The 25,455-nt window shown below is 64.6% G+C and carries 20 protein-coding genes; 10 read left to right on the forward strand and 10 right to left on the reverse strand.

Translation table 11 applies throughout. From position 1 onward, the window contains the following. The first annotated feature begins 43 nt into the window (after positions 1-43). The 5 genes from AC0L3X_RS23785 to AC0L3X_RS23805 are packed head-to-tail and all read left to right on the forward strand — an operon-like array spanning position 44 to position 5,518. A complete protein-coding gene (locus tag AC0L3X_RS23785; RefSeq protein ID WP_063979978.1) occupies positions 44-1,642 on the forward strand; it encodes an ABC transporter substrate-binding protein in 1,599 nt (532 codons plus the stop codon). A gap of 35 nt (positions 1,643-1,677) precedes the next feature. Beyond that, entirely contained in the window at positions 1,678-2,625 is a 948-nt protein-coding gene (locus tag AC0L3X_RS23790) for an ABC transporter permease (RefSeq protein WP_063979979.1), read from the forward strand. Positions 2,626-2,634: 9 nt separating this feature from the next. Beyond that, positions 2,635-3,528: an ABC transporter permease gene (locus tag AC0L3X_RS23795; RefSeq protein WP_063979980.1), complete on the forward strand. Its 894-nt coding sequence runs from the start codon at positions 2,635-2,637 to the stop codon at positions 3,526-3,528. Beyond that, entirely contained in the window at positions 3,528-4,535 is a 1,008-nt protein-coding gene (locus tag AC0L3X_RS23800; protein WP_063979981.1) for an ABC transporter ATP-binding protein, read from the forward strand. The genes AC0L3X_RS23795 and AC0L3X_RS23800 overlap by 1 nt, the downstream gene beginning before the upstream one ends. Beyond that, complete coding sequence (locus AC0L3X_RS23805; protein ID WP_063985943.1) at positions 4,532-5,518, forward strand: ABC transporter ATP-binding protein; 987 nt, start codon at positions 4,532-4,534, stop codon at positions 5,516-5,518. Before AC0L3X_RS23800 ends, AC0L3X_RS23805 begins: the two co-directional genes overlap by 4 nt. On the opposite strand, the gene AC0L3X_RS23810 is transcribed toward AC0L3X_RS23805, so the two are convergent. The 8 genes from AC0L3X_RS23810 to AC0L3X_RS23845 form a co-directional block, all read right to left on the reverse strand. Continuing rightward, positions 5,490-6,308: a hypothetical protein gene (locus AC0L3X_RS23810; RefSeq protein ID WP_063979982.1), complete on the reverse strand. Its 819-nt coding sequence runs from the start codon at positions 6,306-6,308 to the stop codon at positions 5,490-5,492. The two genes, AC0L3X_RS23805 and AC0L3X_RS23810, sit on opposite strands and share 29 nt — an antisense overlap. Before the next feature lie 300 nt (positions 6,309-6,608). Next, a complete protein-coding gene (locus tag AC0L3X_RS23815) occupies positions 6,609-8,585 on the reverse strand; it encodes an acetyl/propionyl/methylcrotonyl-CoA carboxylase subunit alpha (protein WP_473316850.1) in 1,977 nt (658 codons plus the stop codon). Further along, positions 8,582-10,198: an acyl-CoA carboxylase subunit beta gene (locus tag AC0L3X_RS23820; RefSeq protein ID WP_063979984.1), complete on the reverse strand. Its 1,617-nt coding sequence runs from the start codon at positions 10,196-10,198 to the stop codon at positions 8,582-8,584. Before AC0L3X_RS23820 ends, AC0L3X_RS23815 begins: the two co-directional genes overlap by 4 nt. A gap of 114 nt (positions 10,199-10,312) precedes the next feature. Continuing rightward, positions 10,313-11,179 carry a beta-keto acid cleavage family enzyme gene (locus AC0L3X_RS23825; RefSeq protein ID WP_028155241.1) on the reverse strand — a complete coding sequence of 289 codons (867 nt, stop codon included), beginning with the start codon at positions 11,177-11,179 and terminating at the stop codon, positions 10,313-10,315. Positions 11,180-11,377: 198 nt separating this feature from the next. Then, the gene (locus tag AC0L3X_RS23830) at positions 11,378-12,178 is read right to left on the reverse strand and encodes a helix-turn-helix domain-containing protein (protein ID WP_063979985.1); all 801 of its coding nucleotides are present in this window, start codon (positions 12,176-12,178) and stop codon (positions 11,378-11,380) included. A gap of 175 nt (positions 12,179-12,353) precedes the next feature. Next, on the reverse strand, positions 12,354-13,010 hold the full coding sequence (locus AC0L3X_RS23835) for a glutathione S-transferase family protein (protein ID WP_063979986.1): 657 nt from the start codon (positions 13,008-13,010) through the stop codon (positions 12,354-12,356). Beyond that, positions 13,010-14,173: an acyl-CoA dehydrogenase family protein gene (locus AC0L3X_RS23840; RefSeq protein ID WP_063979987.1), complete on the reverse strand. Its 1,164-nt coding sequence runs from the start codon at positions 14,171-14,173 to the stop codon at positions 13,010-13,012. The genes AC0L3X_RS23835 and AC0L3X_RS23840 overlap by 1 nt, the downstream gene beginning before the upstream one ends. A 169-nt stretch (positions 14,174-14,342) precedes the next feature. Beyond that, positions 14,343-15,479 (reverse strand): acyl-CoA dehydrogenase family protein, encoded by a 1,137-nt coding sequence (locus AC0L3X_RS23845; protein ID WP_354095531.1) that lies wholly within the window; start codon positions 15,477-15,479, stop codon positions 14,343-14,345. Between the two features lie 267 nt (positions 15,480-15,746). Here AC0L3X_RS23845 and AC0L3X_RS23850 point away from each other — a divergent pair, with 267 nt between their 5' ends. Both AC0L3X_RS23850 and AC0L3X_RS23855 read left to right on the forward strand, forming a co-directional pair. Further along, a complete protein-coding gene (locus AC0L3X_RS23850; RefSeq protein ID WP_063979989.1) occupies positions 15,747-17,297 on the forward strand; it encodes an acyl-CoA synthetase in 1,551 nt (516 codons plus the stop codon). Positions 17,298-17,385: 88 nt separating this feature from the next. Beyond that, positions 17,386-18,606, forward strand: coding sequence for an ABC transporter substrate-binding protein (locus AC0L3X_RS23855; RefSeq protein WP_063979990.1), 1,221 nt, complete (start codon positions 17,386-17,388; stop codon positions 18,604-18,606). Here the strand turns inward: AC0L3X_RS23855 and AC0L3X_RS23860 are convergent. Both AC0L3X_RS23860 and AC0L3X_RS23865 read right to left on the reverse strand, forming a co-directional pair. Next, on the reverse strand, positions 18,603-20,093 hold the full coding sequence (locus AC0L3X_RS23860) for a glycosyltransferase family 2 protein (protein ID WP_063979991.1): 1,491 nt from the start codon (positions 20,091-20,093) through the stop codon (positions 18,603-18,605). The genes AC0L3X_RS23855 and AC0L3X_RS23860 overlap by 4 nt on opposite strands. 48 nt (positions 20,094-20,141) lie before the next feature. Beyond that, the gene (locus AC0L3X_RS23865; RefSeq protein ID WP_063979992.1) at positions 20,142-20,912 is read right to left on the reverse strand and encodes a helix-turn-helix transcriptional regulator; all 771 of its coding nucleotides are present in this window, start codon (positions 20,910-20,912) and stop codon (positions 20,142-20,144) included. A gap of 187 nt (positions 20,913-21,099) precedes the next feature. Here AC0L3X_RS23865 and AC0L3X_RS23870 point away from each other — a divergent pair, with 187 nt between their 5' ends. The 3 genes from AC0L3X_RS23870 (at position 21,100) to AC0L3X_RS23880 (ending at position 25,255) form a co-directional block, all read left to right on the forward strand. Continuing rightward, on the forward strand, positions 21,100-23,364 hold the full coding sequence (locus AC0L3X_RS23870; RefSeq protein WP_063979993.1) for a marine proteobacterial sortase target protein: 2,265 nt from the start codon (positions 21,100-21,102) through the stop codon (positions 23,362-23,364). A 175-nt stretch (positions 23,365-23,539) separates the two neighbouring features. Further along, complete coding sequence (locus AC0L3X_RS23875; RefSeq protein ID WP_063979994.1) at positions 23,540-24,109, forward strand: class GN sortase; 570 nt, start codon at positions 23,540-23,542, stop codon at positions 24,107-24,109. A 153-nt stretch (positions 24,110-24,262) separates the two neighbouring features. Further along, the gene (locus AC0L3X_RS23880; protein ID WP_231143710.1) at positions 24,263-25,255 is read left to right on the forward strand and encodes a glycosyltransferase family 2 protein; all 993 of its coding nucleotides are present in this window, start codon (positions 24,263-24,265) and stop codon (positions 25,253-25,255) included. Positions 25,256-25,455 lie beyond the last annotated feature (200 nt).

Consider the following 25,455-nt stretch of genomic DNA (forward strand, 5'->3'; position numbering starts at 1 on the left):
AGGCCGCAAAGGCCCAAAAGACTAGTGTCCAGGGAGGATGAGCATGCGGAGCGTGTGGGCGCTCGCCGCAGTGGCGGCGCTATCTGTGCTGACGGCCTCGACGACCACGCTCGCCGGCGGGCCCAAACAGGGCGGAATCCTGCGGATGTACCACCGCGACAGCCCCGGCAATGCCTCGATCCATGAAGGCGCGACCTATTCGCTCAATGTTCCCTTCATGCCTGTGTTCAACAACCTCGTCATCTACAAGCAGGACGAGGCGCAGAACAGGATGGACAACATCATTCCGGAACTCGCCGAGAGCTGGGCCTGGGTCAACGACAACAAGACGCTGACCTTCAAGCTGCGCCCGGGCGTGAAATGGCATGACGGCAAGCCGTTCACCTCCGCGGACGTCAAATGCACCTTCGACATGCTGATGGGCAAGTCGCAGCAGAAGTTCCGGCAGAATCCGCGCAAGACCTGGTACGAGCAGGTCAATGACGTCTCCACCAACGGCGACCTCGAAGTTTCCTTCAACTTGAAGCGGCCGCAGCCGTCGCTGCTGGCCCTGCTCGCCTCGGGCTACACGCCGGTCTATCCCTGTCATGTCTCGCCCGGCGACATGCGCACGCACCCGATCGGCACCGGCCCGTTCAAATTCGTCGAGTTCAAGGCCAATGAATCGATCAAGCTGACCCGCAATCCCGACTATTGGCGCGAGGGGCGGCCCTATCTCGACGGCATCGAGTTCACCATCATCCCGAACCGTTCGACCGCGATCCTCGCCTTCGTCGCCGGCAAGTTCGACATGGCGTTCCCGACCGAAGTGAGCATTCCGCTGCTGAAGGACGTCAAATCGCAGGCGCCGAAAGCGGTCTGCGTGGTCGAGCCCAACAATGTCGCCACCAACATCATCGTCAACTCGTCCGCGCCGCCGTTCGACAATATCGATATCCGCCGCGCCATGGCGCTGTCGCTCGACCGCAAGGCCTTCATCTCGATCATGTTCGAGGGCCAGGGCGATGTCGGCGGCACCATGCTGCCGCCGCCGAACGGGCTGTGGGGCATGCCGAAGGAGATGCTCGAGAGCATTCCCGGCTATGGCCCCGATGTGAACGCCAACCGCGAGGAAGCCAGGAAGCTGATGCAGAAGGCCGGCTATGGGCCGGACAAGCATCTCGCCGTCAAGGTCTCAACCCGCAACATTCCGGTCTATCGCGATCCCGCGGTGATCCTGATCGACCAGCTCAAGAGCATCTATATCGACGGCGAGCTCGACGTGGTCGAGACCGCGAACTGGTTCCCGAAGATCGCACGCAAGGACTACATGCTCGGGCTCAATTTGACCGGCAACGCCGTGGACGATCCCGACCAGTCGTTCTACGAGAACTATTCCTGCGGTTCCGAGCGCAACTACACCAATTACTGCAACAAGGAGATCGAAAAGCTGTTCGACGTGCAGTCGCAGGAGACCGACGTCAACAAGCGCAAGAAAATGGTGTGGGACATCGACAAGAAGCTGCAGGAGGACGTCGCCCGCCCGATCATCTTCCACGCGCGCACCGGCTCCTGCTGGCAGCCCTATGTCAAGGGCGTAACGGTGATGTCGAACAGCTCCTATAATGGGTATCGCTACGAGGACGTCTGGATGGACAAGTAGCGCAGGCGGCTGACGATTTCGACAGGAGGCGATGCATGCTTGCCTATCTGGTGCGGCGCCTGTTCCTGATGCTCGTGACCCTGTTCGGGATCTCGGTCGTCATCTTCTTCCTGCTGCGCGTCGTGCCCGGCAACATCGTCGACATCCTGTTTGCCGCGGCGGGCTACGTCGATCCCGCCGACAAGGCCAATCTGGAGAAGGAGCTCGGCATCGACCAGCCGCTGGTCGTGCAGTACTGGCACTGGATCAGCGGCTTTCTGCGCGGCGATTTCGGCTACTCCTATGTTTCGGAGAAGCCCGCGCTTCAGGAGATCCTGCCGCGGATCCCGATCACCGCGCGGCTCGCCGGGCTGGCGCTGCTGTTCTCGGCGTCGATCGGCATTCCGCTCGGCGTCATCAGCGCGGTGAAGCAGGGGACACGGCTCGATTACGCGTTGCGCGTCGTCAGCCTCAGCGGCTTGTCGCTGCCCTCGTTCTGGCTCGGCCTGCTGATCCTCACCGCTTCGGTGGCGATGTTCAACCAGATGCCGATCTTCAATCCCAATCCGCAGACCTGGCTCGAGGCGTTCGCGACCTACGCCGTGCCGGCGGCCGCCGTCGGCTTCCGCAGCGCGGCGCTGACCATGCGCATCACGCGATCCTCGATGCTGGAGGTGCTGCGGCAGGACTATATCCGCACCGCGCGCGCCAAGGGCGCCTCCGACGCCGCCGTCAACTATAAGCATGCGCTGAAGAACGCGATCCTGCCCGTCATCACCGTGATCGGCATCGAGGCCGCGTTCCTGATCGGCGGCCTGATCGTGACCGAGACCGTGTTCAACATCCCCGGCGTCGCGCGCTTCCTGGTCGAAGCGATCCGCTGGCGCGACTACCCGATCGTGCAGAACCTCGTGATGCTGATTGCGGTCGTGGTGGTCAGCGCGAACTTCATCGTCGACATGCTCTACGCGGTGTTCGATCCGCGCATCCGGTATACGGATTAGGAGATCAGCTTGGCCGCGATTGACTATGATCTCGAACTGAGGCGGGCCGGCGCGCATGCGACCGGCGGCTGGCGGCGCGTACTGTATTTGGCACAGCGGCACGTGCTGGGCGCGGCCGGGCTGATCATCATGACGCTGTTCGTGCTCACGGCGATCTTTGCCGACTTCATCGCGCGCTACGATCCCCTGACCATCGACGCCGCCCGTGCGCTGGCGCGCCCGAGCCTGGCGCACTGGATGGGCACGGACTCCTTCGGCCGCGACGTGTTCAGCCGCATCATCCACGGCGCGCGGATCTCGCTCGCGGTCGGCATCGGCTCGACGGCACTTGGCGGTACGATCGGCGTCATCGTTGGCCTCACCTCCGGCTATCTCTCCGGCTGGGTCGACCTCGTATTCCAGCGCGTCTCCGACATTCTTCAAGCGCTTCCATTGCTGGTCCTGGCGCTGATCATGACCGCCGCGCTCGGTCCGTCCCTGCCGAACGTCATCATCGCCATCGCCATTCCGCTGATCCCGACCGTGTCGCGCGTCATTCGCGCCAACACGCTGGCGCTGCGCGAGCTGCCCTTTATCGAAGCCGCCAAGTCGATCGGCATGAGCGAGGTGCGGATCGCGCTACGCCACGTGCTGCCGAACACGCTGGCGCCGCTGATCGTGCTCGCGACCGCGCAGCTCGGCTCGACCATCCTGACCGAAGCCTCGCTGTCCTTCCTCGGCCTCGGCATTCCCGAACCCTATCCGTCCTGGGGCCGCATGCTCTCGGAATCCGCCGCCGAATATGTCCGCACCGCGCCGTGGCTGGTGATCTTCCCCGGCATCGCAATCAGCCTCGCCGTGTTCGGCGCCAACCTGTTCGGCGACGCCCTACGCGACATCCTCGATCCCCGGCAGCGCGGCTGATGGCAGACAAATCCGATCTCGTGCTCGATGTGAAGAACCTGAAGACGGTGTTCTTCACCAATTCCGGCCTGTTCAAAGCCGTCGACGACGTCTCGTTCACCGTGAAACGTGGCGAGACGCTCGCGATCGTCGGCGAATCCGGCTGCGGCAAGAGCGTCACCGCGCTGTCCCTGATGCGGCTGGTGCCCGATCCGCCCGGCCGCATCGTCGGCGGGTCGGTCACGCTCGAAGGCACCGAGCTGCTGGCGCTGGATGAATCCGAGATGCGTGCTGTCAGGGGCAATCGCATCTCCATGATCTTCCAGGAGCCGATGACCTCGCTCAATCCGGTGATGCGGATCGGTGACCAGATCGTCGAGGCGGTGCGGTTGCACCGGGCGATGCCGGCCAGAGAAGCCCGTGACATCGCGGTCGAGATGCTGCGGCTGGTCCGCATTCCCGAACCGGCACGGCGCGCGCGGGAATATCCGCATCAGCTTTCCGGCGGCATGCGCCAGCGCGCGATGATCGCGATGGCGCTCGCCTGCCGGCCGGCGCTGCTGATCGCGGACGAGCCGACCACCGCGCTCGACGTCACCATCCAGGCGCAGATCCTGGCGCTGATCCTCGACCTTCAGAAGGAGCTCGGCACCGGCCTCGTGCTGATCACGCATGATCTCGGCGTCGTCGCGCAGACCGCGCAGCGGGTGATCGTGATGTATGCGGGGAAGAAGGTGGAGGAGGCAACGGTGGAAGCGCTGTTCGCCGATCCCAAGCACCCCTACACGCGCGGGCTGATGGCCTCGATCCCGGCCGTGCCGGCGTCAGGTGTTCCGGTGCAGGCGCGGCTGAACGAAATTCCCGGCACGGTGCCCTCGCTGGTGCGGTTGCCGAAAGGCTGCGCCTTCGCGCCACGCTGCAAGCTCGCGATCAAGCGTTGCGAGGCCGAATATCCGCCGCTGGAGGACTGGGGCGGCGGCCATCTCGCGGCGTGCTGGCGCGCGGCCGAAGTGGCGGAGGTGGCATGACCGAAGCGCTGCTCGAAGTCACCGATCTCAAGAAGCACTATCCGGTGCGCGCCGGCGTGTTGCGGCGGCAGGTCGGCACCGTGCATGCGGTCGACGGCGTCTCGTTCTCGGTTCATACCGGCGAGACGCTCGGCCTGGTCGGTGAATCCGGCTGCGGCAAGTCGACGGTGGCGCGCAGCGTGCTGCGGCTGGTCGAGCCGACTTCGGGTCAGATCCGCCTTGACGGAGAGGACATCACCCGTCTCTCCAAGACCGCGCTGCGGCCGCATCGCCGCTCGATGCAGATCGTGTTCCAGGACCCGTTCGCTTCGCTCAATCCGCGCATGGCCGCCGGCGACATCGTCGGCGAGCCGCTCACCGTGCATGGGCTCGCAAGCGGCAAGGAGCTGGAAGCGCGTACCGCAAAACTGTTCGAGCAGGTGGGCCTGCGGCCCGATCAGATGCGCAACTTCCCGCATCAATTCTCCGGCGGCCAGCGCCAGCGCATCTGCATCGCACGGGCGCTTGCGCTGGGTCCACGCCTGATCGTCTGCGACGAGCCGGTCTCCGCGCTCGACGTCTCGATCCAGGCGCAGGTGATCAATCTCCTGATCGACCTGCAGAAGGCGCACGGCTTCTCCTATCTCTTCATCGCGCATGACCTCGCCGTGGTCGCCCATATCAGCCACCGCGTCGCCGTGATGTATCTCGGCCGCATCGTCGAGATCGCCGGCAAGGACGAGCTGTTCCGCAATCCGCGCCATCCCTACACGCAGGCCCTGCTCGCCTCCGTGCCGGTTGCGAACCCGTTTGCCAAGAAGCTCGCGCCGCTGGTCGACGGCGACGTGCCGAGTCCGGTCAATCCGCCCTCCGGCTGCGCATTTCACACCCGCTGCCGGTTTGCGATCGAGCGGTGCAAGACGGAGCGGCCGGCGCTGGTGGACGCAGGCGGCGGACATCAGGTGGCGTGCCTGCTCAACGAGGGGACGGGGCGGAGCCAGTAGCAACAGGCCGCAACGCCCGGATCACCGGCCAGGCCGCCAGCGCGGCGGCCAGATGCTTGAGCGTGTGGCCCGAGACAATGTGGCCTGTCGCTTCAAATATGGTCACGTCACCCAGCTCGAAAAGCTTGGCCAGCGCGTAAAAGAAGATCACGCCGCCCAGAGACACGCCAAGCGCACCGGGCCGGGGCCGTGTCAACGCCAGTCCCACGGCCAACGCCATGCCGCCGAACTGCACGACCACCCATGGCGTGAGATTCTCGCGTGCCACCCAGGCCGCGAGCAGGCCCGCAACCGTCACCAGCACCACCACCGCCTGACCGGCACGCACGCTGATGCGCTCGCTGGCCGCGATGCCCAGAAAGCCCGCGAACGCCACCGCCATACCGAGACGATCGGCCACCAGCCGCTGCGGCGCGTCGGGATCCAGATGATAGATGCACGATCCTATGCAAGTGAGGATCAGACCCACGAAGAGGCAACCTGCACCCGCGGGCGCATCAGGGTGGGCACGCAGGCGCAGCAAGCCCCAAGCGCCCATCGCCAGGAAGGCAAGATTGCTCAGCACGTCGCCGGCGTTGGGCACGCCCAGCCAGGTGCGAGTGTCGACGAAATGCGGGATGTGCCAGGCGGAGGCGGGCAACGCCGGCGCGAGGAGCGCCACCAGCGTCAGGACGAAGAGCGCGCCAATCAAATATTTTTCGCGGATCTGAGGTGCGGCGAACGGCAGTCGGTTGGACCGCGAAGGGAGCGTGGCAGCTGTGTTTCGGCCGGGATCAGTTGCGCGCAACATACAGGCCTCCTCGTGAATTGAACATCGTTCAATATTAGCAAGCCGAAAGTGAATATTGTTCAATAAAACTGCGCTTGAGCACGAACTGGTAACTATCGGATTGAAATCATTCAAATTTCGGCGCGAAAACGAAGAGCTGCCACGGCAGGGCTCGACGGAGCATCTCACCCCATCGTCATTGCGAGCGCAGCCAAGCAATCCGGGCCCCTCCGAGTAGTGAGACGGGATTGCTTCGTCGCCTCCACCTTCGCTCTTCGAGCTAGGGCGGACAAGTCGTTCCTCGCGATAATGGCGAGAGCGCTACCCCGCCCCGATCTCCGCCACGACCCTACCCGTGGTGACCTGCTCGCCTTCGGCGACGTCGATCGCGGCGATAACGCCGTCGATGCCGGCCTTGTGGACGTGCTCCATCTTCATCGCTTCCAGGGTCATCACCGGTTGACCGGCGGTGACGCGGTCACCGGGCTTGACCAGCACGGCGACGACGCGGCCGTTCATGGCGGCGCGGACTTTGCCATCGCCGCCGTTGGTTGCGGCCGCCTTCGGCGCGGCGAGGGTGAGATCGGTGACCGCAAGCGGGATGCCGCGATGCTGGAGGTAGAGCCGGTCGCCATCGCGCAGGAATTTTGCGCAGTCCATCACGCCGTCGTGGCGAAAGCGGATGGCGTCGGGATCGAGCTGGTCGATCTCGAACTTGTCCTGACGGCCGTCGGCGGCGACGATGTAGCCGCCATCGCGCTCACGCGTGACTTCGAGCTCGTGGGTGTGGCCGGCGATCTCGACTTTCGCCGGCAGCGGGAATGTTGCCGCCAGGCTCCGGCCACCTTGCCATGACGGCGCGCGCGGATTGGTGACATAGAGCAGCAGGCCCGCCAGCGCCGTATTGAATGCAGCATTCGCCGACGGCGCCAACAGTTCGTCGCGATGTGCACCGATGAAAGCTGTCGTCGCCTCGCCTCTGGCAAATCCGGGATGGCGCAGGCAGGACATCAGGAACGCCTGATTGGTGGTCACGCCAAACGCAGTGAGTTGCTCCAGGCCGACAATCAGCCGCCCCCTCGCCTCCTCCCGTGTCGCGCCATGGCTGATCACCTTGGCGATCATGGAATCGTAGAACGGCGGAATCCCCGCACCCGATCGCAGCGCGTGCTCGACGCGGATGCTGTCAGGTACCTGCCAGCGCGCCATGCGGCCGGACTGCGGCATGAAATCCTGCGCGGCATCTTCCGAGCACAGCCGCACCTCGATGGCGTGGCCCGAGAATCGGACGTCCTGCTGCTTCACCGGCAGAGGCTCGCCGCGCGCGACACGCAGCTGCAGCTCGACGAGATCGAGCCCGGTGATCGCCTCGGTGACGGGATGCTCGACCTGGAGGCGCGTGTTCATCTCCATGAAGTAGAATTCGCCGCTGGCGTCGAGCAGGAATTCCAGCGTGCCGGCGCCCTCATAGCGCAGCGCCTTGACTGCGGCGACAGCGACCTCACCCATTTTCGCGCGCAGCTCCGGCGTGACCGCCGGCGATGGCGCCTCCTCGATCAGCTTCTGATGTCGCCGCTGCACCGAGCAGTCGCGCTCGCCGAGATGGATGGCGTTGCCGTGGCTATCGCCGAACACCTGGATTTCGATGTGCCGCGGGTTCTGGATCGCTCGCTCGAGGATGACCGTGGGATCGCCGAACGCGGCGTTTGCCTCCGACCGCGCGCTGCGCAGCGCATCGGGGAAGGATGCGGCATCGGTGACCAGCCGCATGCCGCGGCCGCCGCCGCCCGCAACCGCCTTGATCATCACGGGGAAGCCGATCTTCCTGGCTTCCGTGAGCATGACCTCGTCGCTTTGGTCGGCGCCCTGATAGCCGGGAACGCAGGGCACGCCGGCCTTCTTCATGATCTCCTTGGCGCCAGCCTTGTTGCCCATCGCCTCGATCGCCAGCGGCGAGGGGCCGATGAAGACGAGGCCGGCCTCCTTGCAGGCCTGTGCAAAGTCCTCGTTCTCGGCGAGGAAGCCATAGCCGGGATGCACGGCATCTGCGCCGCTCACCTTGGCCGCGGCGATGATCGCGGGAATGTTGAGATAGGATTGCGCCGGCAGGGCTTCGCCGATGCGCACGGCCTGGTCGGCCTGCCGCACGTGGAGCGCATCGCGATCGGCATCCGAATAGACCGCAACGACGCCGAGGCCGAGTTGCCGCGCACTCCGCATCACCCGCAGCGCGATCTCGCCGCGAGTGGCAACCAAAACCCTGAAGAACGGCCGGTGCTGCACTGATCCGTTCCTCATGGGCGGGCCACCGAGAATTGCATGCGCTGGGGCGTGCGCGCGTCGCCCTCGCGGCAGATCGCGAGCACCTCGGAGAGCACCGCACGGGTGTCGCGCGGGTCGATCACGCCGTCATCGAGCACGCGGGCGCTGGTCGAGAACACGTCCATCTGGCCGTCGAACACACCGATGATCTGCGCCTTCATCGCGTCGAGCTTTTCTTTCTCAACCGGCTTGCCCCGGCGCGCGGCGGCGGCCTCCGTCACGATCGCCATGGTCTCGGCGGCCTGCTCGCCGCCCATCACGGCGGTCTTGGCGTTGGGCCAGGAGAAGCAGAAGCGCGGATGGAAGCCGCGTCCGCACATGCCGTAATTGCCGGCGCCGAACGAGGCGCCGCAATAGATGGTGATCTGCGGCACCGTCGCCGACGTGACAGCCTGGATCATCTTGGAGCCGTGCTTGATCATGCCGGCTTCTTCATAGGCCTTGCCGACCATGTAGCCGGTGGTGTTGTTGAGATAGAGGATCGGCGTGCGGGTCTGACAGCAGGCCTGGATGAAATGCGTCGCCTTGTTGGCGCCGGCGGGATCGAGCGGGCCGTTGTTGGTGATGATGCCGATCGCCTGGCCTTCGATGCGGGCGTGACCGCAGACGGTGGCGGGGCCGTAATTGGGCGCCATCTCGGTGAAGTCGGAATCGTCGACGATGCGCGCGATCACCTGCTTCATGTCGACGGTGCGCTTGTGGTCCATCGGCATGATGCCGAGCAGCTCGTCCTGGTCGTAGCGCGGCGGTTTGAACTGCGGAGCCGCGCGGCCCGGCCGCTCCCATTCCAGCGCTGCCATGATCTCGCGCGCGATGCGCAGCGCATCGCGGTCGTCCTCCGCGAGGTAATCGCCAAGACCTGAGACCTGCGTGTGCATCTCGGCACCGCCAAGCTCTTCCTCGGTCGCGATCTCGCCGGTTGCGGCTTTCAACAGAGGTGGCCCGGCGAGGAACGCGCGGGTGCGGCCACGGACCATGACGATGTAATCGGACAGGCCGGTCTGGTAGGCGCCGCCCGCGGTCGACGAGCCGTGCGTGACGGTGACGACCGGCAGCCCCGCCGCCGAGAGCCGCGCGAGATTGCGAAAGATGTTGCCGCCACGGACAAAGTCCTCGACGCGGTAGCGCAGCAGATTGGCCCCGGCGCTTTCGACGAGCTGGACGTAAGGCAGCTTGTTCTCCAGCGCGAGCTCCTGCACCCGCAGCGTCTTGTCGAGGCCATAGGGCTGGAGCGCGCCCGCATCGATGCCGGCGTCATTGGCACTGACCATGCAGCGGACGCCGGAGACGAAGCCGATGCCGGCGATGACGCCGCCGCCGGGCACGCTCTTGTTCGCATCTGATACGTCGAACATGTAACCGGCGAGCGTCGAGAGCTCGATGAAGGGCGCGCCGGGATCGAGCACCAGCGCGACGCGTTCGCGCGGCAGCAGCTGGCCGCGCTTGTGGAAGCGATCCTTTGCCGCCGCCGACGCCGCACGCGTGCGCTCTTCCAGCGCGCGCATGCGGTCGATCAGCGCGAGCATGCCGTCGCGATTGGCATGATAGGCAGTGCTGCCGGGGGAAGTGGTGTTGTCGAGAATGGACATAACTCTATCCTGCTCGTCATTGCGAGGAGCGAAGCGACGAAGCAATCCAGACCGTCACCGCGGAAAGACCCTGGATTGCTTCGCTTCGCTCGCAATGACGGTTGAGGCGATACCTTACCTATTCGTCCCAAAGATCTTCCGCGCCTCGGCGGGGCTTGCGATCTCGCGGCCCGCACGGCGGGCGCAGGCGGCGATGGCCTCGATCAACTGGCCATTCGACGTCACCTTCTTGCCGTCGGCGAGATAGAAGGCGTCCTCCAGACCGGTGCGGAGATGGCCGCCGAGTTCGGCACAGCGCTGGTGCAGCGGCCAGATCTCTTCGCGGCCGATCGCGGTGACCTGGAAATGCGCCTCGGGCCGCTTCAGCTTGATCAGGATCGGCAGCAGATCGGGATCGGACGGCATGCCGGAGGCAACGCCCATCACGAAATTATATTCGAGCGGGCCTTTGTACATGCCGACCTGGTGGTACATGCCGACACAGCGGACGATGCCGACGTCGAAACATTCGAACTCGGGGATCGTCCCGACGGCGTTCATGACGTCGAGATAGTCCTTCACCTTCTCGACCGCGTTGTCGAACATCATCGGCGGCCAGGCCCAGGTGTTGTCGGCTTTCACCTTCAGATAATTCAGCGAGCCGGCGTTGCAGGCGGCGATCTCCGGCCTGGTCTCGCGGATGCAGTCGAGCGCGCCGCTGTAGTTCGGCCCTGAGACGCCCGAGGTGTGATTGATGATGACGCCGGGGCAGGCCTCGCGGATTGCCTGCTGAATCTCCTTGCTGACACTCACGTCCCAGGACGGCAGATGTCCCTTGTCCGGCGCCTGCTGGCGCAGATGGATGTGCATGATGCTGGCGCCGGCATCGAACGCAGCCTTGGCTTCGCGTGCCATCTGCTCGGGCGTAACCGGCACGTTGTGCTGCTTCGGGTCGGTGAGCACGCCGTTCAGCGCGCAGGTGATGACGGCCTTGTCGCTCATGCCAAAAATATCTCGCACGTTGAGAATTCAACGCTTGCGATCATGTGATGAGCGGCATGCGGCTTCTTGCGCGGAGAAGCTGGAAGGCACGGCTATCGTAGGGTGGGCAAAGGCGCTCTCGCGCCGTGCCCACCATGTCTTGGCGCTGAACGAAGATGGTGGGCACGCTTTCGCTTTGCCCACCCTACGAGAGCGACGCTAGCTCGCCTCCGCGAGCCTCACCGTCTCGGTGCTGCGGTAGATCGCAAGGTCGCGCGAGCCGACGAAGATCGCGCGCGGTTTCAATCCATAGAAGCGGCGGATCGAATGGCTGAAATGGGTCGAGTCGGGATAGCCGATGTCCTGCGCGAGATGGGCGAGGTTGAGGTCCTGGTTGGCGAAGTGCAGCAAATGCCGCGCACGCTTCCAGGCGCGGAAGGAGCGGAACGAGATGCCGGTCTCCTCCTTGAACAGATGCAGGAAGCGCGAGGCCGAGAGCCCCGCTTCCGCCGCGCACGTATCCGCCGTCACCGGCTCGCCGGAGAAGCGGCCGATGCGGGCGACGGCGCGCATCACGCGCGGATCGAGCACGCGACGCGGCAGCGCCTCGCCAAAGCACATCTCGTCGAATTCGGCGGTGGTGATGTCGCCATAGCGGCGCTGGCGCAGCAGCGTATAGGCGGCGAGGATCTTGCGGGCATAGACGGCCCGGTCGGGTCCGGTCAGCCGCGCGGCCAGGGCCTCGATCACGCCGTCCGGCATGCTTTCCGGCTCGAGCGTGACGCTGATTGCAGTGCGGTAGTCGCTGGCGATGGAATGCCGCTGGTTCGGCAGGGTCACGAACAGCTCGCCGGTGGCGAGAACGTCGTCGATCGTCAGATGCAGGCTGCCCTTCACAGCGACATAGACGTGGCAGCAGCCGGGGGTGCGCTTGCGGGGGCGGCCGAGCAGGCCGGCATAGAATACCCGCTCCGGCGTGATCAGCATCAGATGGTCGGATTCGCGACCGTTATCTTCCATTGGGATCCTCCTCGCGCGGCTCTTTGGCCGCTGCGGACGGAGGTCACCTTAGCGGAAATTTGGGCGCTGTCACGGCGCGATAGCGCTGTCATGGCGCGCAAAAGATTACCATTCCGGGACGATGATCAGTCGTCCCGGAACCGCGATGAGACCGCAGTCCCATCCTACGGAATGCTTACGCCCTCACGCGCGGCGCAACATTCTGCTCGACGCCGGCCTTCTGCTCCGCAGCGACCGCACGCTTGAATCCGTCGCGCTGCTGCAGCCGCGCCCAATAGGCTGCGACATTTGGCCCGAAATCCTTGGCGAGTCCGACGTTGTTGGCAAGCCGGAGCGCGTAGCCGATGACAATGTCAGCGGCGGTGAAGCGGCCTGCGCACAATGTTTCGGCATCGGCCGTCGCCGCCTCGACCGCGCGCAGGCGCCCTAGGAACCATTTCGCATAGTCGCCTGCGACCTGCGGATTGCGGCGCTCCTCCGGCTCGAGCTGGGTGTATCGGAGCACCAGCGTCTGCGGGAAGGTTAACGTGGCATCGCTGAAATACATCCAGTTCAGGAACGCGCCATAGGCGGGATCTTCGGGTCCGACCATCAACGGCGTCGGTCCGTGCTTGATGCCGAGGTAATGGCAGATGCCGGAGGACTCGGTCATCTTCGTCTCGCCGTCGACCATGAAGGGAATGGTGCCGAGCGGATTGAGCGCAAGGTACTCCTTGGCGAAGACCCGCGGCGGGAACGGCAGCATCTTCAATTCGTACGGAAGCCCCATCTCCTCCAGCATCCAGAGCGGACGGAACGAGCGCGCGGCGTCGCAGTGATAGAGCGTGATCATCAGGCATTCCCTTTACTGCCGGGCAGCGTGCCCATCATCTTGCACAGGACCATCAGCATGACCTCGTCGGCACCGCCGCCGATCGACGTCAACCGGCTATCGCGATAGGCACGGCTGACCGGCGTCTCGTTGGTAAAGCCCATTCCGCCCCAATATTGCAAGCAGGCGTCGGTGAGCTCGCGGCCGAGTCGGCCGGCTTTGAGCTTGGCCATGGTCGCAAGCTTGGTTACGTCCTCGCCGGCCACGAGTTGCTCGGCGGCGCGATAGATCAGCGCGCGCAACAACTCGACTTCGGTCTGCATCTCCGCGAGCTTGAAGTGCACGACCTGGTTGTCGAGGATCGACTTCCCGAAGGCCTTGCGGTTGCGGGTGTACTCGATGGTTTCGTTGATGATGTATTCATGCGCCTTCAGGCAGGCCGCCGCGCCCCAGAGCCGCTCCTCCTGGAACTGGATCATCTGGTAGGTAAAGCCCTTGCCCTCCTCGCCGATGCGGTTGCGCTTGGGCACGCGGACATTGTCGAAGAAGATCTGCGCGGTGTCTGACGAGCGCATGCCCATCTTGTCGAGCTTTCGCGCCACCGTGACGCCCTTGCTCTTCATGGGCACGCAGATCAGCGACTTGTTGCGGTGAACCGGCCCATCGCCGGAGTTGGCCAGCAGGCAGATCCAGTCGGCCTGGGTGCCGTTGGTGATCCACATCTTGCCGCCATTGATGACGTAGTCGTCGCCGTCAGAGCGCGCATTGGTCTTGATCGAGGCGACGTCCGAGCCGGCGCCGGGCTCGGAGACGCCGATGCATGCGACGTAATCGCCTGATATCGAGGGGCTGAGGAATTCGCCCCGTACCTCGTCCGAGCCGAACCGCGCCAGCGCCGGCGTTGCCATGTCGGTCTGCACCCCGATCGCCATCGGCACGCCGCCGCAGGTGATTGCGCCCAGCTCCTCCGCCATCATCAGGGCGTAGGAATAGTCGAGGCCGGAGCCGCCGAACTCGACCGGCTTGTTGAGCCCGAGGAAGCCGAGGCTGCCCATCTTCTTGAACAGCTCATGCGCCGGGAAGATGTCGGCCTTCTCCCACTCATCGACGTGAGGGTTGATCTCGCCCGCGATGAACTTTTGCAGGGAACGACGGATGTGGTCGTGGTCGGCGGTGAATAGCATTTTTGTCAGCTCAGCTCTCGGTATCTCCAATGTGCTCGTCATGGCCGGGCTTGTCCCGGCCATCCACGTCTTCGTCAGCCGGCAGCAAGAACGTGGATGCCCAGGACATAGGCGAGCGGAAGCGACGCCGTCCTGCGGACGGCTATGCCCGGGCATGACGGTGGGGCGTTCACAGCCCCATCTGCCTTGACGCCAGATCCTTCATGATCTCCTCCGTGCCGCCGCCGATGGCATTGACCTTGACCTCGCGGTAGATGCGCTCGGCCTTGATGCCGCGCATGAAGCCGGCGCCGCCAAAGATCTGGACGGCCTCGGAGGCGCAGAACGCCATGGTCTGCGTCGCCTGGTTCTTCATCATGCAGATTTCGGCGACCGGGCTCTCGCCCTGCTCCAGCCGCCAGGCCAGCATTTCGAGCATCGACTGGGATGCCGCGACCTTCTGCGCCATGTCGACGATCTTGTGACGGATGACCTGGTGCTGGGCGAGCGGCTTGCCAAAAGTCTTGCGCTCCTTGGCATAGGCGATCGCCTCGTCGAGGCAGACCCGCGCGAAGGCGGTGCAGCCGGCCGCCATGCCCATGCGCTCGCTGTTGAAATTCCGCATGATGATCTTGAAGCCCTGGCCTTCCTCGCCGATCAGGTTTTCGGCCGGCACGCGGCAGTCATCGAAATGCAGCGTCGCGGTGTCGGAGGCCCACCAGCCCATCTTCTTCAGTTTCGTCCGTGACAGGCCGGGCGTGTCACCCTCGATCAGAAGCAGGCTGACGCCGCCGGCGCCCTCGCCGCCTGTACGCACCGCAACGGTCAGATAGTCGGCGCGCATCCCTGAGGTGATGAAGGTCTTCTCGCCGGTCACGACGTAGTGATCGCCATCGCGCCGCGCCCTGGTGCGGAGGTTCGCGACATCAGAGCCGCCGCCCGGCTCGGTGATTGCCAACGCGGAGATCTTCTCACCCGACAGCACCTGCGGCAGCACGCGTGCCTTGACCTCCGGGCGCGCCGCCCGCGCGATCGGCGGCGAGCCGATGGTGTGGCTCATCAGGCTGGCGCTGACCCCGCCGGCCCCGGCGCGCGCCAATTCCTGGCTCGCGACGATCTTCATGAACTGGTCGGCGGCGATCCCGCCATATTCCTCGGGGAATCCGAGCCCCAACAGGCCAATCTCGGCCGCCTTGCGATAAAGCACGCGGGGAAATTCGCCGGCCTCGTCCCATTCATGGGCAAAGGGCGTGATCTCCTTCTCGACAAAGCGGCGCATCACCTCGCGGAAGGCGTCATGCTCGGTGGTATAGAACGGGCTCTTCATCGTCGTCTCGCCCTGCTGGCGGATTCGTGTTGGCCACCATGGCCGGAACATTTGCCGCTCACTTGCGCAGAGTGGCTGACCGGGGGAACCGCTGCACGGCAGCCCATCGCCTAGCAACTCAACGCAAGACGATTTTCGCCGCTCGCAGGCCAACTCCGGGGCAAAAAAAGACGTGCGCACAAACTCCGGCTGGCCCCAGGGCCACGCCGGGCATGGTGCCCGGCAAATAGGGACGCAGGCGGCACAAGACCGCCGAGGGAGGGATTTTTGGCCGTTCGTTATTACGACTGGATCGTCCATCACGGCCGCCGTACGCCTGACAAGGTCGCGGTCATCGACCTCGCGAGCGAGCGCCGCTTCACCTATTCGCAGCTCGATGCCCGCGTCTCGCGCCTGGCCGGATTTCTCCGTGACACTCTCAAGGTCTCGCGCGGTGACCGCGTCGCGGTGCTGGCGCTGAACACGACCGATACGCTGGAGGTGCAGTTCGCCTGCGGACGGCTCGGCGCCGTCTTCGTGCCGCTGAACACCCGCCTCACCGTTCCCGAGCTCCAGTTCATCACCGGCGATTGCGCGCCGAAGGTGATGATCCACGACACCGATCTCGCCGAGACCGCGCTCGCCGTCGCAAAGCTCTGCAACGTCGCGACCAGCCTGCTGCTCGGCCCCGGCGGCGCTTACGAGACCGGCATCGCGTCCGCCAAGCCGCTTGCCCGCGCCGAGGAGGTCACGCTCGATGACGTCTCGACCATCATGTACACGTCGGGCACCACGGGCCATCCCAAGGGTGCGACCATCACCCATGGCATGACGTTCTGGAATTGCGTCAATCTCGGCGGCCCCGCCTGCATCGGTCCGGCCTCGGTGCTGCTCACGGTGCTGCCGCTGTTCCACACCGGCGGGCTCAATTGCTACACCAACCCGGTGCTGCATGCCGGCGGCACCGTGATGATCATGCGCGCCTTCGATCCCGGCACGGCGCTCGGCCTGATCAACGATCCGGCGCAGGGCATCAACGTGTTCTTCGGCGTGCCCGCGATCTATCAGTTCATGGCACAGCATCCGGCCTTCGCGACGACTGACCTGACCCGGTTGATCGTCTGCGGTGTCGGCGGCGCGCCGATGCCGGTGCCGCTGCTCAAGGTGTGGGAGGCGCGCGGCGTCGCGCTGCAGCAGGGCTACGGCATGACCGAGACCTCGCCGGCCGTGCTGGTGCTGGATCGCGAGGATGCGGCACGCAAGGCGGGTTCGGCCGGCAAGCCGGTGCTGCACACCGAGGTGCGGATCGTGCGACCCGACGGCAGCGATGCCGAGGTCGGCGAACTCGGCGAGCTCTGGGTCAAGGGCCCGAACATCACGCCGGGCTACTGGAACAGGCCGGAGGCGAACAAGACATCCTTCACCGACGGCTGGCTGCACACGGGCGATGCGACGCGCGTCGACGAGGAAGGCTTCTACTACATCGTCGACCGCTGGAAGGACATGTACATCTCGGGCGGCGAGAACGTCTATCCGGCCGAGGTCGAGAACGTCTTGCATCAGCTCCCCGCGATCGCGGAAGCCGCCGTGATCGGCATTCCCGATCCGCAATGGGGCGAGGTAGGGCTCGCCATCGTCGCAGCCAAGCCCGGTCAGCGGCTGACCGAGGCGGATGTCTTTGCGCACTGCGCGGCCAATCTCGCGCGCTTCAAATGCCCACGACAGGTGCGCTTCGTCGATGCGCTGCCGCGCAACGCCACCGGCAAGATCCACAAGCCGACGTTGCGGAAAGAATTCTCGGTGGCGTCCGAAGTCGACAAGAAAGTCGCCAACGCCTGATCAAAGCGCCCCTTGCGGGCGCTTCTTCGTTTCTGACGTGCCTGCTCCAACCCAGAAGAAACCGCAAAGAAAACCCCAAGGAATTTTCATGAACAAGAAACTCTCCCTGCTTGCCGCGGCAACGGCGTTGACGCTGCTTGCGACCCCGTCCGCGTATGCGCAGAAGGCGTACGACACCGGCGTCACCGACACCGAGATCAGGATCGGCAATGTCGAGGCCTATTCCGGTCCCGCGTCCGCCTACGGCATCATCGGCAAGACCGAGGAAGCCTATTTCAAGATGATCAACGACCAGGGCGGCATCAACGGCCGCAAGATCAACTGGATTTCCTATGATGACGGCTACTCGCCGCCGAAGACCGTGGAGCAGATCCGCAAGCTGATCGAGAGCGACGAGGTCTTCCTGGTCTTCAACGCGCTGGGCACGCCGACCCAGACCGCCGTGCAGAAGTATCACAATTCCAAGAAGGTGCCGCAGCTCTTCCTCGCCACCGGCGCCAGCAAGTGGAACGACCCGAAGAACTTTCCCTGGACCATGGGCTTCCAGCCCAGCTACCGGGTCGAGGCACAGATCTTCGCAAAATACATTCTGAAGGAGAGGCCGGACGCGAAGGTCGCGATCTTCTATGCCAACGACGATTTCGGCAAAGACTACCTCGCCGGCATCAAGGACGTGTTCGGAGACAAGGCATCGAAGCTGATCGTGGCCGAGGAGAGCTACGAGACCTCGGAGCCGTCGATCGACGCCCACATCGTCAAGCTCAAGGGCACCGGTGCCGATGTCTTCGTGAACATCGCGACCCCGAAATTCGCGGCCCAGGCCATCAAGAAGATCGCGGAGCTCGAGTGGAAGCCGATGCACCTGATGACCGACGTCTCGGTCTCCATCGGCGCGGTGATGAAGCCGGCCGGCCTCGAGGCATCCGAAGGCGTGCTGTCGGCCGGCTATCTGAAGGATGCGTCGGATCCGCAGTGGAAGGACGACGAGGGCATGAAGAAATTCATGACCTTCATCGACAAGTACATGCCCGGTGCGAACATCTCGGACGCCAATCTGGTGTACGCCTATGCCGCAGCCCAGACGATGGTGCAGGTGCTGAAGCAGTCGGGCGACAATCTGACCCGTGAGAACGTGATGAAGCAGGCCGCCAGCCTGAAGGACTTCGTCCCCGACACGCTGATCCCGGGGATCAAGATCAACACCTCATCTACCGACTTCGCGCCAATCGAGCAGCTCAAGATGTGGCGGTTCAAGAAGGGCCAGTGGGAGCTGTTCGGCGACATCATCAGCGCCGAAACGGGCGGCTAGCCACGCATCGCAGCAACGGGCGGAGACGTGCAGCTGACGTCTTCGCCTGCACTGACGTCGATCCCCGCGACCGGCAGGCCGAGCCGGCGCGGGTCATCGATGGCCGCAAAACGCGGACAGGCCCATGCCAGGATCGCCCCGCCCGATGGCGGCAGATCGAGCTGAAGAACGAAGGCACCCGCGTCGATCGCGGTCGCGGTATCCGCAACGCGCACGCCGTCGAGATAGAACTGCACGCCGATCCGATCCAGCGGCTCGCGAATTTCCGGCGACGCGATGCGAATGATGGTGCGTCCAGGCGGCGCCTCGATCCGCAAGGCGGCTTCCGGCTCGCTCCAGCGGAAGCTGCGGCCCTGCCAGACCTCCCAGGCATGGAAGCCGGCCTGTGCGACCATCTGATCGCCGGGACTCTGCGCAGCTCCGCCAAGGCTCCCCCGAATGCCACGGATACAATGGAGGCGCTGATAGTGGATCAGCGCGGCGATATAGCGCTTCAGCCAGCGCGCGATGCTGCCGCGAGAGCCGCCCATGGTGAGCAGGGTCAGACTGCAACGCGCATAGCCTGCCGACAAACGTGCAAGACCAAGCGCAAGGCGGTCGCCGGCCAGTGCGATCGCGCCCCAACGCCCGATCGCCTGCAGGCCTTCGCCGGTTACGCCGCCGGCGCGCATCCGTGCAGCAAGGGCGCTACGCGCCAGCGCGACGTTGAAATCGCCGCGGCTGCTCCACTCGACCGGAGTTTCGAGCAGCTCGCTGCCGGGATCGTTGTGCGCTTCGCTGAGATAGCGGATCTCGCCCCGCACGAAATCGAGCGTGAATGTCTTCAGCTCGCCGATTTCGCCGATATAGTAGTGATGGAAGCGCGCCTCCTCGAGATAGCCGATCGTATGGCCCCTCGCGTGATACGCGGCGGCGAGCACCCATTCGGCGAAATGGCCGAATTCCTCGCGCAGGCCGCCGCATTCCCGATAGACGTCGCGCCGCGTCACGAAGCACTGGTCCAGCACCTTGCGCCAGGGATGCTGTTTCATGCCGAACTCGATGTCGGCCTGGTACATGGCGGCCTCCGCCACGGACAGCCGGTTATGGCAGATCGGCACCGACTGACAGGAGAACCCCGCCCAGTCGGGACGCGCGTCGATCGCGCGGATGCAGGCCTCCATCACGTCAGGCTCGGGCCGGCAATGCGACTCCGTGAAGAACAGATATTTGCCGCGGGCCTTGGTGGCGCCGAAGGCGCAGAGCCCGATGTCATGGTCCGAATTGGTGAATTCGAGGCGCGCTTTGCCGCCGGCCAGCGCCTTCAGCTCGTTGAGTGCCTCGAAATCAGGCGGCACCACCAGGATGATTTCGTAAAGCGATTTGTCGGCGGTCTGCGACGTCCAGCCGAGCCAGGACAGCTCCCACTGCCCGCGGTGATGTTCCAGCGGGATGATGATGGAGAACAGCGGAGATTCACCGCCGTATGGTGCGGGCACGTCCTGCATATTCCCTTATAGACGCACGCGACGCCATTCCGGACTCTTTCTCGCGGACTATACCGACAGAAACAACGCGAACGATTCCTCCACCGTGCGGCGCAGATGCTTTCCATACAATGCATGGTTGGCATCGTCGGGGCCGACCCGTCCCAGGGACGGCTTCGCAACGTTGCGGAGCGGCACATAGGCGATCGGCGCTGCGATCGGCGTCAGTTGCGAGCCGGGTCCGGCGCGGAGCGTCGAGATGATGCCGTACATCTCGCCGGCAACCGTCGGCCGCGACACCGTGATCACGCGATGCTGGCCGTGCTTGATGATGACGAGATAGATGAAGCCGGACTGATGCGGCACCGCAACTTCGCCGGTATGCTCATAGGCGGCATCGGTCCGCTCGCCCTCGCGGAACACCAGCGAAGACACCTTCGGCTCCCAGACGATCTCGGTGCGATAGGCGAAGATCGCATCCTTGTCGCCGAAGGACGGCCGCAGCGTGATGTAGACGTCCTCGAGCCAGGTCACCGCGCGATGCGCATAGGAGCCGAGGCTGTCGGGCGCGACATCGTTTGCGGCCGGAGGCGTCACCACGGCGGTGCTTTTACGCAAGGAGACGCCCAGCGCCTGCTCCAGCCGCACGGTCGTTGCCAGCGTGAACGGCCGCCGGCCACCGAGCGCCTTCTCCAGCGTCGACAGGCTGAGCTTGGCCTGCTCGGCCAACGCCTGCCGGGAAATCCGGCGCCTGGCGAGCTCCTCGCGAATGGTCTCCGCGATCTCGCGGCTCTGCTCGTCCGAAAGCTGTCCGTCGGTGACTTTATCCTGCATCTGCATCGTCAGCCCTGCTCCACGGACGCCAGTCTAGCAGGGCGGACAAACCAGCACAAAACCGTACATGGCCATCCCGGCCTTGGCCTGCCCGGGCCGGCCGCGGCGGAACATTGCCGATCATTCTGCTCGCGCATTCAGGCGCTCCCGACGGATGCTCGGAGCCAGCGAACACCCTTCGGGAGCAGGCGAAATGGATAGCTACGACACAGCCGACAGCGACGAGCACCCCATGCTGGGGCGGCTGATCAAGCTCGGATTGTTTCTTCTGGTGCAGGGCATCGCGGTGATGCTGGTCGCCTTCGTGGCCCTGCTCGTGAGTCTTGAGCCCGGATGGTCGGCGACGACGGAGCAGGCCAGCCTGCTCCAGCCCGGCGATGCCAAATCCGGCACCCTTCTCCTGAAGGAGGACGGTGCCTACACGGAGGCGATCCGCCTCGGCATCGACGTCGACATCACGGTATCAGGCCCGACACTGCGCGCCCGCGTCACCCAGGCCTTCCGCAATCCGACCAAGGACTGGGTCGAGGCGACCTACGTTTATCCGCTTCCCACCGGCGGCGCCGTCGACACGCTGAAGATGGTGGTCGGTGACCGCGTCATCATCGGCGACATCAAGGAGCGGCAGCAGGCACGGGTGATCTACGAGCAGGCGCGCCGTGCCGGCCAGAAGGCCGCGCTCACCGAGCAGGAGCGGCCGAACATCTTCACCAATTCGGTCGCCAATATCGGTCCCGGCGAAACCGTGCTGGTGCAGATCGAATATCAGGAGCCGGTGCATCAATCCGGCAATGAATATTCGCTGCGGCTGCCGCTGGTGGTCGGGCCGCGCTACAATCCGGCGCCGATCGTGCAGAGCGTCGACTTCCGCACGGACGGCTCGGGCTGGGGCGCGACCAATTCGGAGCCGGTGCCGGACCGCGACCGTATCTCGCCGCCGGTGCTGGATCCCGCCAGAAACGCGCCGGTCAATCCGACCAGCATCACGGTGCGCCTGAAGGCAGGCTTCGCGCTCGGCGAGGTCAGGAGTCACCACCATAACGTCAAGGTCGAGAGCCCGGACAATGCGACGCGAATCGTCACGCTCGCTGACGGCGCCGTGGCCGCCGACCGCGATTTCGAGCTGACCTGGAAGCCGGCCGCGGAGAAGGCACCATCGGTTGGCCTGTTCCGCGAGCGTGTCGGCGATGCCGACTATTTGCTCGCCTTCGTCACCCCGCCCAGTGCCGAGCAGACGACGCAAAAGCCGCTGCCGCGCGAGGTCGTGTTCGTGATCGACAATTCGGGCTCGATGGGCGGTACGTCGATCGTTCAGGCCAAGGCGAGCCTACTCTATGCCCTCGGCCGCCTCCAGCCGAATGACCGTTTCAATGTGATCCGTTTCGACGACACCATGGACGTGCTGTTCTCGACCTCCGTGCCGGCCGACCCCGCGCATCTCGGCGAAGCACTCGGTTTCGTGAATGGATTACAGGCCCGCGGCGGCACCGAGATGGTGCCGGCGATGCGCGCCGCGCTGACCGACAAGGCTGGCGACACCAGCATGGTCCGCCAGGTGGTGTTCCTGACCGACGGCGCGATCGGCAACGAACAGCACTTGTTCGAAACGATCACTGCGATGCGGGGCCGCTCGCGCGTGTTCATGGTCGGCATCGGATCCGCGCCCAACACCTATCTGATGACGCGCGCCGCCGAGCTCGGCCGTGGGGCCTTCACCCATATCGGCTCCGTCGAGCAGGTCGAGGAGCGCATGCGCGGCCTGTTCGCCAAGCTGGAGAACCCCGCGGTGACCGGGCTCAGCGTAAAGTTCTCCGATGCCAAGGCAGACGTGACGCCTGCGATCATTCCCGACGTCTATCGCGACGAACCGCTGGTGCTGGCGGCAAAGCTCGACAAGCTCGCCGGCTCGCTCGAGATCAAGGGACGTGTCGGCGACCGCCCGTGGTCGGTGACGCTGCCGCTGCAAAACGCCGCCGAAGGCAAGGGCCTGTCAAAACTCTGGGCCAAGCGCAAGATCGGCGATGCCGAGGTGGCGCGTACCATGCGCGAGATGACGCCCGAAGACTCCGACAAGGCGATCCTCGCGCTGGCGCTCGACCATCAGATCGTCACGCGGCTCACCAGCCTCGTCGCGGTCGACAAGACGCCGAGCCGCCCCGAGGGCGCGCCGCTCAAGCTCAGCGAGCTACCGCTCAACCTGCCGGCCGGTTGGGATTTCGAGAAGGTTTTTGGCGAGCGACCGCACCTGACGCCCACACAGTTGCGCGAACGCCATGCGGATGCGCGCAACCAGCCGGCGACGAGGCGGCCGACGCCCGCCGCGCCCGATACGATCCGCCTACCGAAGACCGCAACCTCGGCCGAGCTCAAGATGATCGCAGGTTTCATCCTGATCGTGCTCGCACTGATTCTGTACGTGTTCAACCGGCGTCAGCCCTTGCTCACTGACGTCGTTTGAGAGAGGAGCCCCCCGAACTCCTCTGTTAGCGCGCGCGGCTGCCCGTCCCATACCAACGGCCGCGCGCGCCTTTTTCTTCTTGCCGTCATTGCGAGCGCAGCGAAGCAATCCAGGCTGCCTCCGCGGAAGGATTCTGGATTGCTTGGCTGCGCTCGCAATGACGCGTGTGGAAACAATGCTCCGCCTGATCTCTCCTCTCGCTCTTGCACTTGTCGGCCTCATCCTGTTCGGTGACGGCGCCTACATCCATGCCAAGGCACGGCTCGCGCAGGTGCTGCTGGAGCGCGCGTTCGACAGGAGCGTTGCGACCGGCGAGCCGGTCAAGCCGTGGTCATGGGCCGACACCTGGCCGGTCGCGCGGATCGAGGTGAAGCGGATCGGGGCCAGCGCGATCGTGCTCGAAGGCGCCAGCGGCCAGGCCCTCGCGTTCGGACCCGGCCATATCCACCAAACGGCTGATGCCGGCGAGCGCGGCATTGCCGTATATGCTGCGCACCGCGATACACATTTCCGCTTCCTGCGGAATGTCGCCATTGGTGACGTAATCGATGTCACACGCCGTGACGGAAAGCACTTTCGCTATCGGGCGGATTCCTCCGCTGTGGTTCGCTTCGATGATTCCGGCATCGATCCCGCGGCGCAAGATGTCCAACTGGTGCTCACGACCTGCTGGCCCTTCGACGCCGTCACGCCCGGGCCCGAGCGCTACGTCCTGCATGCCACCTTGATCGAAACAGGTGAATAGCGGTTCGCAATCGGCCATCCGGGATCGATAGAGACCGCGCCGAACAGCCGGGGAACCGCGCTTGATCGGGCCGCTGAACTGGCGTCGTCTCCCATAGACCTGTAAGAACAGCCGATTGATCTTTTGGCGCTGTAATTTTCAGGACAACCTGTAATGGACGACGAGTTCAGGCAGCGCCTCGAACAGCGGCTGGAGCAACTCGAAAATCGTGTCGCGCTCCTTGAACGGAATCAGGACCTCATTGCTGCCGGACAGAGACGGTCCTCGCTGCGGAGCCTCTGGCGACGCCCGCCGATGTGGACCTTCGAGCAATATCCGCCGCGCCTGCTCAACCTGACTGCCTTCCCGCCTGCGCCCGCGATCCCGGCGAATGCGCCGCGGATCACGATGGTCACACCGAGCTACAATCAGGCGCAATATCTCGGCGCCACGATCGAGAGCATCGTCAGTCAGAACTATCCGAAGCTCACTTATCACGTGCAGGACGGCGCCTCGATCGACGGCACGATCGATCTCCTGAAGAGCGGAGGCGAAGGCATCAGCTGGACGAGCGAGCCGGACAAGGGGCAGTCGAACGCCATCAATCTCGGCTTCGCCGGTGCCGATTGCGAGATCATGGCCTATCTCAACAGCGATGACATGCTGCTGCCCGGAGCGCTCGCCTATGTCGCCAACTACTTCATGTCGCATCCCGATGTCGACGTCGTCTACGGCCATCGCATCTTCGTCGACCGCGAGGGGCTCGAGGTCGGACGCGCCGTGCTGCCGCCCCATGACGGCAAGGCTTTGCAATATGCCGACTACATCCCGCAGGAGACGATGTTCTGGCGCAAGCGCGTGTGGGACATGATCGGGCCCATCGACGAGAGCTTTCACTACGCGATGGACTGGGATTTTATCCTGCGGGCGCAAGCCGCGGAATTCAAGTTCGTGCGCCTGCCGCGATTTCTCGCCTGCTTCCGCATCCACGATGCACAGAAGACGGCTTCAACCTACGCGCTCGGCGTCAGGGAGATGGGCATCCTGCGGCGCCGCGTTCTCGGCTTCGATCCGACGCAGATGCAGATCCGGCGCGCCATCGCTTCCTATCTCGCGAAGCAGTTGGCCTATCACTACGCCTACAAGCTGCGCCTGCTGCGTTACTGAACGATAGCAGAGGCGTGATCACCATTTGAAAGAATGCGCGTCACGCAGTCGTGGCACGTCGTCCGATCGTTCGCACTTTCGCCAAAAGTCTGGTGATGCTAGCCTTGTCGCGAAGCACCCGCCATTCCGCCACGCGGCATGGAGCCATCACGATCAATCCCGCCAGACGCCGGCGCAAGACAGCGCGCTGCAACAAGAAC

Source organism: Bradyrhizobium sp. MI1.7 (assembly GCF_055811795.1).

Coding starts and splice junctions, on each gene's coding strand:
- AC0L3X_RS23785 (WP_063979978.1), top strand. CDS start 44: ATGCGGAGCGTGTGGGCGCTCGCCGCAGTGGCGGCGCTATCTGTGCTG.
- AC0L3X_RS23790 (WP_063979979.1), top strand. CDS start 1,678: ATGCTTGCCTATCTGGTGCGGCGCCTGTTCCTGATGCTCGTGACCCTG.
- AC0L3X_RS23800 (WP_063979981.1), top strand. CDS start 3,528: ATGGCAGACAAATCCGATCTCGTGCTCGATGTGAAGAACCTGAAGACG.
- AC0L3X_RS23805 (WP_063985943.1), top strand. CDS start 4,532: ATGACCGAAGCGCTGCTCGAAGTCACCGATCTCAAGAAGCACTATCCG.
- AC0L3X_RS23810 (WP_063979982.1), bottom strand. CDS start 6,308: ATGTTGCGCGCAACTGATCCCGGCCGAAACACAGCTGCCACGCTCCCT.
- AC0L3X_RS23815 (WP_473316850.1), bottom strand. CDS start 8,585: ATGAGGAACGGATCAGTGCAGCACCGGCCGTTCTTCAGGGTTTTGGTT.
- AC0L3X_RS23820 (WP_063979984.1), bottom strand. CDS start 10,198: ATGTCCATTCTCGACAACACCACTTCCCCCGGCAGCACTGCCTATCAT.
- AC0L3X_RS23825 (WP_028155241.1), bottom strand. CDS start 11,179: ATGAGCGACAAGGCCGTCATCACCTGCGCGCTGAACGGCGTGCTCACC.
- AC0L3X_RS23830 (WP_063979985.1), bottom strand. CDS start 12,178: ATGGAAGATAACGGTCGCGAATCCGACCATCTGATGCTGATCACGCCG.
- AC0L3X_RS23835 (WP_063979986.1), bottom strand. CDS start 13,010: ATGATCACGCTCTATCACTGCGACGCCGCGCGCTCGTTCCGTCCGCTC.
- AC0L3X_RS23840 (WP_063979987.1), bottom strand. CDS start 14,173: ATGCTATTCACCGCCGACCACGACCACATCCGTCGTTCCCTGCAAAAG.
- AC0L3X_RS23845 (WP_354095531.1), bottom strand. CDS start 15,479: ATGAAGAGCCCGTTCTATACCACCGAGCATGACGCCTTCCGCGAGGTG.
- AC0L3X_RS23855 (WP_063979990.1), top strand. CDS start 17,386: ATGAACAAGAAACTCTCCCTGCTTGCCGCGGCAACGGCGTTGACGCTG.
- AC0L3X_RS23860 (WP_063979991.1), bottom strand. CDS start 20,093: ATGCAGGACGTGCCCGCACCATACGGCGGTGAATCTCCGCTGTTCTCC.
- AC0L3X_RS23865 (WP_063979992.1), bottom strand. CDS start 20,912: ATGCAGATGCAGGATAAAGTCACCGACGGACAGCTTTCGGACGAGCAG.
- AC0L3X_RS23870 (WP_063979993.1), top strand. CDS start 21,100: ATGGATAGCTACGACACAGCCGACAGCGACGAGCACCCCATGCTGGGG.
- AC0L3X_RS23875 (WP_063979994.1), top strand. CDS start 23,540: ATGCTCCGCCTGATCTCTCCTCTCGCTCTTGCACTTGTCGGCCTCATC.
- AC0L3X_RS23880 (WP_231143710.1), top strand. CDS start 24,263: ATGGACGACGAGTTCAGGCAGCGCCTCGAACAGCGGCTGGAGCAACTC.